Origin of the sequence: Pectobacterium sp. 1950-15, assembly GCF_037136835.1 — a bacterium.
In the GTDB taxonomy this organism is placed as follows: Bacteria; Pseudomonadota; Gammaproteobacteria; order Enterobacterales; family Enterobacteriaceae; genus Pectobacterium.
In genome coordinates this window covers 93,749-105,373 of record NZ_JBBBQR010000005.1, presented here as the reverse complement: position 1 = coordinate 105,373, position 11,625 = coordinate 93,749, and the positions used below count along the sequence as shown (strand labels likewise).

Sequence of the window (11,625 nt, the reverse complement as noted above, 5' to 3'; positions counted from 1 at the left end):
TTAACCCACAACCAGGTTAAGCAGTTTGCCAGGGACATAAATCACTTTACGAACCGTGACGCCGTCCAGATATTTCGCGACCAGCGGTTCCTGAGCAGCGCGTTCGCGAACCTGTTCTTCACTCGCGTCAGCGGCAACGGTAATTTTACCACGTACTTTACCGTTAACCTGCACGACGACCAGCTTGGAATCTTCAACCATTGCGCTCTCATCTGCAACCGGCCATGGCGCGGTATCGATGTCGCCTTCGCCTTGCAGCGCCTGCCACAGTGTGAAGCAAACGTGCGGCGTGAACGGATAGAGCATACGAACAACGGCCAGCAGCGTTTCCTGCGTCAGTGCACGATCCTGATCGCTGTCCTGCGGCGCTTTCGCCAGTTTGTTCATCAGTTCCATGATGGCGGCGATCGCGGTGTTGAAGGTCTGGCGACGGCCGATATCATCGGTCACTTTCGCGATCGTTTTGTGCAGATCGCGGCGCAGTGATTTCTGATCTTCGGTCAGCGTCGTGACATCCAGCGCAGTTACTGCACCTTTCTCAGTGTGCTCGAATGCCTGTCTCCAGACGCGTTTCAGGAAGCGGTTCGCGCCTTCTACGCCGGATTCCTGCCATTCCAGCGTCATTTCCGCCGGAGAAGCAAACATCATGAACAGACGAACGGTATCTGCACCGTATTTCTCTACCATAACCTGCGGGTCGATGCCGTTGTTTTTAGACTTCGACATTTTGCTCATACCCGCGTAGATCACATCGCGGCCTTCGTTATCGACGGCTTTGACGATGCGTCCTTTCTCATCACGCTCAACGGTGACGTCGATAGGTGAAACCCAGATACGTTCGCCGTTATTGCCCAGATAATAGAAGGCATCAGCCAGCACCATGCCCTGACACAGCAGGCGTTTGGCAGGCTCGTCAGACGTCACCAGACCCGCGTCGCGCATCAGTTTGTGGAAGAAGCGGAAATACATCAGGTGCATGATGGCGTGTTCGATACCGCCAACGTATTGGTCAACGGGCAGCCAGTAGTTGGCGGCGGCCGGATCCAGCATTCCCTGATCGTACTGCGGGCAGGTGTAGCGCGCGTAGTACCAGGAAGATTCCATAAAGGTGTCGAACGTGTCGGTTTCACGCAGCGCAGGCTGACCGTTAACGGTGGTCTTCGCCCATTCCGGGTTAGATTTCAGCGGGCTGGTGATGCCGTCCATCACGACATCTTCCGGCAGGATTACTGGCAGCTGATCTTCTGGCGTCGGGATAACGGTGCCGTCTTCCAGTGTCACCATTGGAATTGGCGCGCCCCAGTAGCGCTGACGAGACACCCCCCAGTCGCGTAGGCGATAGTTGACTTTACGTTCGCCAATGCCTTTCTCTACCAGCTTATCGGCAATGGCGTTAAAGGCTGCGTCGAAATCCAGACCGTCAAACTCACCGGAGTTGAACAGGTTGCCTTTTTCCGTCATTGCTTCAGCAGACAGGTCGGGCTCGCTGCCATCGGCGTTCAGGATGACTGGCTTAATGGACAAGTCATATTTGGTGGCGAATTCCCAGTCGCGCTGGTCGTGACCCGGAACGGCCATCACAGCACCTGTGCCGTATTCCATCAGGACGAAGTTGGCGACCCAGATAGCGACTTTCTCGCCGTTCAACGGGTGAATTGCATACAGGCCGGTGGCCATGCCTTTTTTCTCCATTGTCGCCATATCGGCTTCGGCAACTTTGGTATTACGGCATTCTGCAATGAAATCGGCCAGCGCCGGGTTCGCTGCGGCAGCTTGTGCGGCGAGAGGGTGACCTGCGGCAACGGCCACGTAGGTCACGCCCATGAACGTATCCGGGCGCGTGGTGTAAACGGTCAGTTTCTCGGCGCTGTCCGCCACGTCAAACGTGATTTCCACACCTTCGGAGCGGCCAATCCAGTTACGCTGCATGGTTTTGACCTGCTCAGGCCAGCTTTCCAGCGTATCCAGATCGTTCAGCAGTTGGTCTGCATAAGCGGTGATTTTGATAAACCACTGCGGAATCTCTTTGCGTTCAACTTTGGTGTCGCAGCGCCAGCAGCAGCCATCGATAACCTGTTCGTTCGCCAATACAGTCTGGTCGTTCGGGCACCAGTTAACGGCGGAGGTTTTTTTATAAACCAGACCTTTCTCGTAAAGCTTGGTGAAGAACCACTGTTCCCAGCGGTAGTAGTCTGGTTTACAGGTCGCGACTTCGCGATCCCAGTCATAGCCAAAGCCCAGCAGTTTGAGCTGGTTTTTCATGTAGTCGATGTTGGCGTAGGTCCAGGGTGCTGGCGCGGTGTTGTTTTTGACCGCAGCGCCTTCTGCCGGCAGACCAAAGGCATCCCAACCGATCGGTTGCAGAACGTTTTTACCCAGCATGCGCTGATAACGGGAGATCACGTCGCCGATGGTGTAGTTACGGACGTGGCCCATATGTAGTCGGCCAGAAGGGTAAGGCAGCATGGAAAGGCAATAGTATTTTTCTTTGCCGGGCTGTTCGGTGACTTTAAATGTCTGCTTCTCTTGCCAGTGAAGCTGGACGTCCGCTTCTATCTCTTCTGGGCGGTATTGCTCTTGCATGGCTGCCAGGGGTCCTGTTTAGTGAAGAATCGCTACGTGTGAGTAGCCTGTTCTGATTCATAACAAAAGATCCGCATAGCATAGCCGTAAGCGGCGCGTGCAACAACACCCTGCGCCCGACTGAGGAATATTTCTGATCTGCGAGCGACATACTGCGAGGCGTTGCGCAAATTGGCGACAATTTATCAGGCGTACCGAAAAAATAATCTAAAATAGAGAGAGATAGGCAACGTATCGGCTTTTGGCCAGGTGTGCCAGACGGCGAATAGTCGTGCTTTATCGCCCTTCAACCCGCTTATTCAGGAGGAACCATGAATAAACTAGCCCGCTATTACCGCGAGTTAATGGCTTCAGTGACGGCCCGGCTGAACAACGGTGAGCGCGATCTCGATAGTCTGGTACAGAGCGCCCGCAAAACTTTGCAGGAACGCTCGGAGCTGACGCAGAAAGAAATAGAACAGGTGATTCAGGCTGTTCAGCGCGATCTGGAAGAGTTTGGCCGTAGCTATAGCGAAAGTCAGAATGAGTTTACCGATAGCGTTTTTATGCGAGTCATCAAGGAAAGCCTGTGGCAGGAACTTGCGGATATTACGGATAAAACGCAGTTGGAGTGGCGTGAGATTTTTAAAGATGTGAATCATCACGGGGTATATCACAGCGGTGAAGTGGTGGGACTAGGTAATCTGGTGTGTGAGAACTGCCACCACCATATTGCGTTCTATACTCCGGAAGTCTTGCCGCTCTGCCCGAAATGCTCGCATGACCTGTTCCATCGCCAGCCATTTCAGCCATAGGGCTGCCTAAAGAGATAAAGTCTGTTGAGCGGTAGTAACGGATAGATCGTAAAGACGCTGTAAATACATCCCTGTACGCTCGGATTGCGCCATCCCTGGCGCAAACGCTTTACTCTTCTATTCCGTTACTACCGTTCTCGTTCAGAAAATAGGTTTGTCAACAGTCTGATAAAGCGTGCCTTGCGGCACGCTGTATCTGATTATTAATGCAGGATTTTCGCCAGGAAGTCTTTCGCGCGCTCGGACTGTGGGTTATTGAAGAAATCATCCTTGCGGGTGTCTTCAACGATTTTCCCCTCATCCATAAAGATCACGCGGTGTGCCACTTTACGGGCAAAGCCCATTTCATGGGTGACGACCATCATGGTCATGCCTTCCTGCGCCAATTCAACCATGACGTCCAACACTTCGTTGATCATCTCTGGATCGAGTGCGGATGTCGGTTCATCAAATAGCATTGCGATCGGATCCATGCACAGCGCACGGGCGATAGCGACACGCTGCTGCTGACCGCCGGAAAGCTGCCCCGGATATTTGTTGGCGTGTGCAGCCAGACCAACGCGCTCCAACAGTTTCTGCGCCTTCGCTTTGGCGTCTTCACGCTTGCGTTTTAGCACTTTTACCTGCGCGAGCGTCAGGTTCTCAATAATCGACAGATGCGGGAACAGTTCAAAGTGTTGGAACACCATCCCGACTTTGGAACGTAGCTGGGCCAGATTGGTTTTTTTATCGTTAACGGCAGTCCCGTTGACGGTAATTTCACCTTGTTGGATCGGTTCCAGGCCATTTACGGTTTTAATCAGGGTTGATTTGCCGGAGCCAGAAGGCCCACAGACGACTACGACTTCACCTTTTTTTACTTCTGTGGAGCAGTCGGCTAGCACCTGAAATTGGCCGTACCATTTAGAAACATTTTTCAGGGAAATCATCAAACCGTCCTTTTTTTCAGGTAACTGACCAGCATTGAGGCTGAAATGCTGAAGATAAAATAAATGAACCCGGCAAACAGGATCATTTCAACTTGTGTTCCGTCACGCTCGCCGATGGTTGAGGCGGTACGGAAGAAATCAGCGAGGCTGAGTACATAAACCAGTGACGTGTCCTGGAACAGGACAATCCCCTGCGTCAGCAGCAATGGCACCATGGCGCGGAATGCCTGTGGCAGAATAACCAGCTTCATGGATTGCCAATGCGTCATGCCTAAGGCGAGCGCTGCGGAGGATTGGCCGCGCGATATGCTGAGGATACCCGCACGAATAATTTCAGAATAATAGGCTGCCTCGAACAGCGAGAAGGCTACCATAGCTGAAATCAGTCGAATATCGGTTTTCGGCGATAGCCCAAGCACATTTTGTAATAAGCTAGGAACCACCAGATAGAACCACAGCAGCACCATAACGAGTGGAACGGAGCGGAACAGGTTCACATACAGTTTAGCGAACCAACTGATAGGTTTGATCGGCGACAGGCGCATGACTGCCAGAATCGTGCCCCACACAATCCCGAATACCACCGCCGTCAGCGTAATTTTGAGTGTAACGACCATCCCCTGAATCAGGTACGGCATGCTTGGCCCAATTGAGCTCCAGTCAAATTCATACATGATTTATTTGCTCCCCATATTGCCCGGCAAACGGGTTTTTCGCTCAACGACCTGCATAATCAACATAATGATGGCATTGATGCCAACGTACGCCAGCGTGATGGCGGTAAAGGATTCATACGCGTGGGCGGAATAGTCCAGCAGTTTCCCTGCCTGTGCCGCCATATCAACCAGACCAATCGTGGACGCGATAGCCGAGTTTTTGACCAGGTTCAGCATCTCTGACGTCAACGGCGGAACAATGACGCGGTACGCATTGGGCAGTAACACATAGCGGTAAGTTTGTGGCAGCGTCAGGCCCATTGCCAGCCCGGCGGCTTTCTGTCCGCGCGGGAGCGATTGAATCCCCGCACGCACTTGTTCACAAACGCGCGCTGCGGTGAAGAGCCCCAGACAAATCATCGATGACAGGAAGAACTGAATATTCGGATCTAGCTCGGCTTTAAACCACATGCCGATGCCGGCAGGAAGCAGTTCGGGAACGACCAAATACCAGGTAAAGAACTGAACAATCAACGGGACGTTGCGAAATAGCTCGACGTAACAGGTACCAATGCCCGCAACAAAGCGGTTCGGGACGGTACGCAAGATTCCAAATAGAGAACCAACGAGAAAGGCGATAATCCAGGCGCAGATAGACAATGTGACGGTGACTTGCAGACCGGACAAAATCCACCCGAGGTAGGTTGTGTTGCCGAAAGGGGCGGCTTGTAGAAATATGCCCCAGTTCCAATCTATAGACATAACGAACTCCGGTAAAAAAAGGGTAGCGAAGCTACCCTGAAGATTGATGAGCGGCCATATCCCCGTTCTGTTTCAAACTACAGGCGTATTGTTTGTTTTCCTGTTTATCGAAATGTCTTGGGGCAACATGTGATGGGGAACGACCATCACATGCCTGTCTGTCCTGCCACGAATCAGCAATCAGAGGGCAGATGACTCTGCCCTTATTCTCATTATTAATTAGTTGAGCGCTTTGTCATTTGGCGCTTTGAACAAGGCCTTCATTTCATCTGACAGTGCAAAGTTCAGGTTAAGATCTTTTGGTGGAATAGGTTGTTTAAACCAGCGATCGAACCATTTCTCAGCTTCACCGGAGGTCTGAACTTCAGCAATGGTGTCATCAACCAGTTTCTTGAATTGCGGGTCGTCTTTACGCAGCATACAGCCGTAGGCTTCTTCAGACTGCGCTTTGCCGACGATGTCCCACTGATCGGCGCTTTTCGCTTTCGCACGTTCGCCCGCCAGCAAAGCATCATCCATCATGAAGGCCACAGCACGGCCGCTTTCCAGCGTACGGAAGGAGTCGCCGTGGTCTTTCGCACTGATGATGCGCATTTTCATCTGTTTTTCTTCATTCAGCTTATTCAGCAGAACTTCAGAGGTGGTACCGGAGGTGACGACAACCGTTTTACCTGCCAGATCCGGGAAGTCTTTTACGCCAGAGTCTTTTTTGGTTAACAGGCGCGTACCGACCACGAAAATGGTGTTAGAGAACGCAGCTTGTTTCTGACGTTCCAGGTTGTTGGTCGTTGAACCACACTCAAAATCGAATGTACCGTTCTGTAACAGAGGGATACGGTTCTGAGAGGTGATAGGGAGTAGCTTGACCTGCAGGTTAGGCGCATCCAGTTTTTTCTTAACCGCTTCGACAATTTTGTCAGAGTAGGCCTGAGAGTAACCGACCACTTTTTGCGTGTTGTCATAGTAAGAAAAAGGCACGGACGATTCGCGGTGTCCAATGACGATCACGCCATTATCTTTGACCTTTTTCAATGTACCGGCCAGATCTTCAGCCTGAGCTACGCTGGCGGCGGTGCCAAGCAGAAGCAGTGATAATGCCAGTTTACGCATTTGCATGTTCTAACTCCTTTGCTGTCGTTGCTGCAATAGTTATAGCGCTGTCATGAATAACCGTATGGTTAATATGCCCGTCATTTTCAAGTTAACGTGTACCGCTGCATCACTCATACATAACGCTTTGCGACTTATCAGTGATACCGCTGCACCGTTAAAGCGCGAAGTTACTGTCTATACAGTTAAAAAGTAGCTGATTGTAAATAGATTGAAATGGAAATGTTTGTTTTTTGCGATATCCGCCGCACCAAATAGCAGCAATATCATGGTGTGGCACCAATTTGGTGCGTTTCTTGCCCTAACAGAGCGCTCTAAGCCGACGCAATATCCAAAAAAATACAGAAACAATCCTTTACAGGGTAATAACAGGCAAATACCGTGCCATAAATAAAAAAAGGCATGCAAAAGCATGCCCTTAGGGAAGTGGAAAGAGGGAGATTATCGGCGACGCAAACCGAAGAGAACGGTAACAATGCCGCCGAATAACGTGATTAGCCAGAGCGGCCAGGAGCCGAAACGTGCATAAGGTGTGATCCCGGTCGCGGGCACAACCTGTGTGCTCAGCACCGCACGCGTAAACTGCGGCAGGCTGGCGCTGACATTGCCATCTGGTGTAATCACCGCAGTGACGCCGTTATTGGTACTCCGAACTAGAGGACGTCCTAATTCCAGCGCGCGCATGCGTGCCATCTGGAAGTGCTGCCATGGTCCAATTGAATGACCGAACCAGGCATCATTCGAGATAGTCAGCAACATATCGGTGTCTGGCCGGAAGTTATCCCGCAACTGTTGGCCTAAGATAATCTCATAACAAATAGCGGCATTAAGCTTGAAGCCATGAACTGAGAGCTGAGGCTGGACGTAGTCTCCCCGGCTGAACGATGACATCGGAAGATCGAAGAACGGTGCCAGCGGGCGTAACAGCGTTTCCAACGGGACAAACTCGCCAAAAGGCACCAGATGGTTTTTGTTGTAACGGTTCGTTGTGGGGTAGTGGTACGGATCTTCGTCGCCCAACACGATAACCGAGTTATAAAAATCGGTTTTGTTACCCTCACGCCGGATATCGACGATACCTGTAATCAGGCTGCTATTGCGGCTACGCAAGATATCGTCAACCTGTTTCAGATAAGCGCCCTGACGACTTTCAATATCAGGAATCGCCGTTTCCGGCCAGATCACGATAGGTGCCTTGTCCATATAAGGCAGGCTGTTATCCAGATAGATCTTCAGCGTGTTCAATAGCTCATCTTGTTCCCATTTCATGGCCTGCGGGATATTGCCCTGTACCAGTGCGACATTGACGGCGCGTTCAGGTTGCAGGGTATACCACTGCACGTTGCGCAGCGGCCATGATAAAACGAAAACAGCGATAGCAATGGCCGCCGGAACGACGTTGCGTTGAGTGATGGCATAAACGAGTAGCCCGCTGAGACTCATCAACAGGAACGTAATGGTGTCAATGCCCAGAATGGGCGCAATACCTTTTAGCGGGCCGTCGATCTGACTGTAGCCAAATTGCAGCCACGGAAACCCCGTCAGCACCCAGCCGCGTAAAAATTCGGTTAATTGCCACAGCACGGGAGCGGCCAGTGCCAGACGCCACAGTGTTGTCTTCGGGCTGAGGCGTGAGAGCAGGGCGGCAAACAGCAGGGGATAGAGCGATAAATAGGCTGCGAGCAGAATGACCAGTGCAATATTTACAGGGCCCGGCATCCCACCAAATTGCGCGATACTGACGTAAACCCAGTTAATGCCGCTGCCAAATAGGCCGAACCCCCAGCAAAAGCCTATCCAGGCTGACTGGCGACTCGTACGGTTTAGCGTCAGCGCCTGTAGGCCCATGAGCGAGATAATCGCCGCCGGCCAGAAGTCAAAGGGAGAAAATGCCAGTGTGCCACAGGCACCAAATAAGAGCGCCAGCAGGGCTCTGACCTGCTGGCGTTGTAGAAAAGAAGCGACAACCATTGCCAAATTATTCTTCCAATTTTGGTTGAGGGGCATCATCAGGGATTCTGACATGAACCTGAATAATACGGCGGCTGTCCGCCATCGCAACCTTAAACAGGTAACCTTCTATGTCGATGGTTTCGCCTCGGGCAGGGAGGTGCCCAAAAGACTGCATCACCAAGCCGCCAATGGTGTCGACTTCGTCATCGCTGAACCGTGTTCCGAAGGCCTCATTGAAATCTTCAATATCGGTTAACGCACGAACGGTGTAGGTCTGGCGATTAAGCTGACGAATATCTCTGTCTTCTTCATCGTCGTATTCATCTTCAATTTCGCCGACAATCAGCTCAAGGATATCTTCAATCGTGACCAGGCCGGATACGCCGCCAAATTCATCGATGACAATCGCCATGTGATAACGCAGCGAGCGGAACTCATTCAGCATCCGATCAACGCGTTTACTTTCCGGCACAACAACAGCGGAACGCAGGACTTTATCCATACTGAAGGGTTCGGAATCGCTGCGCATAAACGGCAGCAAATCCTTGGCCATCAGGATGCCTTCAATGTGGTCTTTATCTTCGCTAATGACGGGGAAACGGGAGTGGGCGGATTCGATAATCACATCCAGACACTCTTCCAGCGTTTGATCGCGCTTGAGCGTAATCATCTGCGAGCGAGGGATCATGATGTCGCGTACACGCTGGTCGGCGATATCCATGACGCCTTCGAGCATATCTCGTGTTTCAGGATCGATCAGGTCATTCTGTTCGGAATCGCGAATCAGAGTGAGTAAACCGTTACGATCTTTTGGCTCGCCGTGAAAAAGCTGATTAAGAATAAGAGAAAAGAAGCCCTTCTTGGGACTGGGTGCATCGCTGTTTTGAGAATGGTCGTCGCTCATGCGTTTTAATTAACATCACTCTTGTTAAGGGATTATTGCCAGCAACTGGAAACGGCACAGTTGCTGATGTGTAGCAGATAAGTACCCGACATCTTCCCGATCTCGGGCTAGATAAAATGTATTTCTATTTATTCGGTGAGGCCATCTTTTTCTGCAAGGTAAGGATCGGCATAGCCCATACTTTGCATAATCTCGGTTTCCAGCGCTTCCATTTCTTCGGCTTCGCTGTCTTCGATATGGTCATACCCTAGCAGATGCAGGCTACCATGGACAACCATGTGCGCCCAGTGCTCTTCTACAGTTTTTTCCTGCTCTGCGGCTTCTTGTTCGACAACCTGACGGCAGATGATTAAATCGCCCAGCAGAGGAAGTTCGACCTCAGGTGGAGCCTCAAAAGGAAACGACAGCACGTTGGTCGGCTTGTCTTTCCCGCGGTAGGTGTTATTCAGGTCGCGGCTTTCGGCCTCATCCACGATACGGATGGTGACTTCAGCGACTTCCTGAAACTGCGGCAGAACGCCTTCCAGCCAGCGCTGAAAGTCTTTTTCTTCCGGTAGCCCCTGTGCTTGCTCGCTGGCGATTTGTAAATCGAGAATCACCTGACTCATTTTTGCTCCTGATCTGATGCCGCAGCCTGTGCTTCACGCTTACGCTGTTCTGCCAAGGCGTCTTTACGTTTCTGCTCGGCATTTTCCCACGCTTCATAGGCATTCACAATCCGTGCGACCACTGGGTGGCGCACCACGTCTTCGCTATGGAAAAAGTTAAAGCTAATTTCTTCCACATCAGCCAGCACTTCAATGGCGTGGCGTAAGCCGGATTTCAGATTCTTCGGCAGATCGATCTGCGTGACGTCACCAGTGATGACGGCTTTTGAGTTGAACCCGATACGCGTCAGGAACATTTTCATCTGTTCGATGGTCGTGTTCTGGCTTTCATCCAGAATGATAAAAGCATCGTTCAGCGTTCGACCACGCATGTAAGCCAGCGGCGCAACTTCAATGACGTTGCGTTCGATGAGCTTCTCTACACGCTCAAAGCCCAGCATTTCAAACAGGGCATCATAAAGTGGTCGCAGGTAAGGATCGACTTTCTGGCTCAGATCGCCAGGCAGGAAGCCCAGTTTCTCACCGGCTTCGACCGCTGGGCGCGTGAGCAGGATACGGCGTATATCTTGACGTTCCAATGCATCCACGGCGGCAGCGACGGCTAAGTAGGTTTTCCCCGTTCCTGCCGGGCCAACGCCAAACGTGATGTCGTGATCGAGGATATTGGCGACATACTGTGCCTGATTTGGCGTGCGCGGTTTGATTACGCCGCGTTTGGTGCGGATATTGACCACTTTGCCATAGTCAGGAACGTGTTCCGCAGACTGCTCCAGCACGCGGGATTCTTTAATCGCAAGGTGAATTTGCTCAGGATCGATATCACCGATGACGCCACGTACCGGGGCCGTATCGACATACAGACGTTGCAGGATATCAGCGGCAGCTTGCGTCAGTAGGTTTTTGCCGACCAGTTTAAACTGGTTATCCCGGCGATTGATCTCGATGCCTAAACGACGCTCTAGCTGCTTAATATTGTCATCAAATGGACCGCAAAGGCTGAGCAGGCGTTGGTTATCTGCGGGTTCAAGGGCAATCTCTTTTGTCGTTACGTTCAAATTATTCCTCTTGAGCGTTACTGTGCTGACGCTATTCTGCCCGCACAAAATGAACAGTTGTCAGACGGCCTGATGTGTCCGCCATATGAATGAATTATTCATCGTGAATACCCGATGGTGCAAGTCACAATAATGATATTGGGACGCCGTCTCGCAAAAGCAATGTAAGCGCGATGAAATTGAAACAGAGGGTGAAGCGGGGTTGCCGCAACACCGCGCCGCCGAGAAAGCATAAAAAATGGGTGGCTTTGCCACCCATCATCATGCTGAG

The 11,625-nt window shown here is 51.5% G+C and carries 10 protein-coding genes; 1 reads left to right on the top strand and 9 read right to left on the bottom strand.

Annotated elements, in window-relative coordinates; genetic code table 11:
• A complete protein-coding gene (gene leuS, locus WCT94_RS07845; protein ID WP_336868960.1) occupies positions 1 to 2,583 on the bottom strand; it encodes a leucine--tRNA ligase in 2,583 nt (860 codons plus the stop codon).
• 311 nt (positions 2,584 to 2,894) lie between these two features.
• Between leuS and WCT94_RS07840 the strand changes: the two genes are divergently transcribed.
• The gene (locus tag WCT94_RS07840) at positions 2,895 to 3,377 is read left to right on the top strand and encodes a zinc ribbon-containing protein (protein WP_336868958.1); all 483 of its coding nucleotides are present in this window, start codon (positions 2,895 to 2,897) and stop codon (positions 3,375 to 3,377) included.
• 203 nt (positions 3,378 to 3,580) lie between these two features.
• Here the strand turns inward: WCT94_RS07840 and WCT94_RS07835 are convergent, their stop codons facing one another.
• The 8 genes from WCT94_RS07835 to WCT94_RS07800 form a co-directional block, all read right to left on the bottom strand.
• The gene (locus WCT94_RS07835; protein WP_225087321.1) at positions 3,581 to 4,306 is read right to left on the bottom strand and encodes an amino acid ABC transporter ATP-binding protein; all 726 of its coding nucleotides are present in this window, start codon (positions 4,304 to 4,306) and stop codon (positions 3,581 to 3,583) included.
• Positions 4,306 to 4,980, bottom strand: a complete 675-nt coding sequence (gltK, locus tag WCT94_RS07830) for a glutamate/aspartate ABC transporter permease GltK (protein ID WP_015839471.1) — start codon at positions 4,978 to 4,980, stop codon at positions 4,306 to 4,308. The genes WCT94_RS07835 and gltK overlap by 1 nt, the downstream gene beginning before the upstream one ends.
• A 3-nt stretch (positions 4,981 to 4,983) precedes the next feature.
• Positions 4,984 to 5,724, bottom strand: a complete 741-nt coding sequence (locus tag WCT94_RS07825; protein ID WP_336868955.1) for an amino acid ABC transporter permease — start codon at positions 5,722 to 5,724, stop codon at positions 4,984 to 4,986.
• A gap of 219 nt (positions 5,725 to 5,943) precedes the next feature.
• Positions 5,944 to 6,840 carry an amino acid ABC transporter substrate-binding protein gene (locus WCT94_RS07820; protein ID WP_015839473.1) on the bottom strand — a complete coding sequence of 299 codons (897 nt, stop codon included), beginning with the start codon at positions 6,838 to 6,840 and terminating at the stop codon, positions 5,944 to 5,946.
• A gap of 435 nt (positions 6,841 to 7,275) precedes the next feature.
• The gene (gene lnt, locus WCT94_RS07815) at positions 7,276 to 8,805 is read right to left on the bottom strand and encodes an apolipoprotein N-acyltransferase (RefSeq protein ID WP_336869077.1); all 1,530 of its coding nucleotides are present in this window, start codon (positions 8,803 to 8,805) and stop codon (positions 7,276 to 7,278) included.
• A 7-nt stretch (positions 8,806 to 8,812) separates the two neighbouring features.
• Positions 8,813 to 9,691, bottom strand: a complete 879-nt coding sequence (corC, locus tag WCT94_RS07810) for a CNNM family magnesium/cobalt transport protein CorC (RefSeq protein ID WP_015839475.1) — start codon at positions 9,689 to 9,691, stop codon at positions 8,813 to 8,815.
• 128 nt (positions 9,692 to 9,819) lie between these two features.
• Positions 9,820 to 10,299: an rRNA maturation RNase YbeY gene (gene ybeY, locus WCT94_RS07805; protein WP_256553660.1), complete on the bottom strand. Its 480-nt coding sequence runs from the start codon at positions 10,297 to 10,299 to the stop codon at positions 9,820 to 9,822.
• The gene (locus WCT94_RS07800) at positions 10,296 to 11,354 is read right to left on the bottom strand and encodes a PhoH family protein (protein WP_014914633.1); all 1,059 of its coding nucleotides are present in this window, start codon (positions 11,352 to 11,354) and stop codon (positions 10,296 to 10,298) included. Before WCT94_RS07800 ends, ybeY begins: the two co-directional genes overlap by 4 nt.
• Positions 11,355 to 11,625 lie beyond the last annotated feature (271 nt).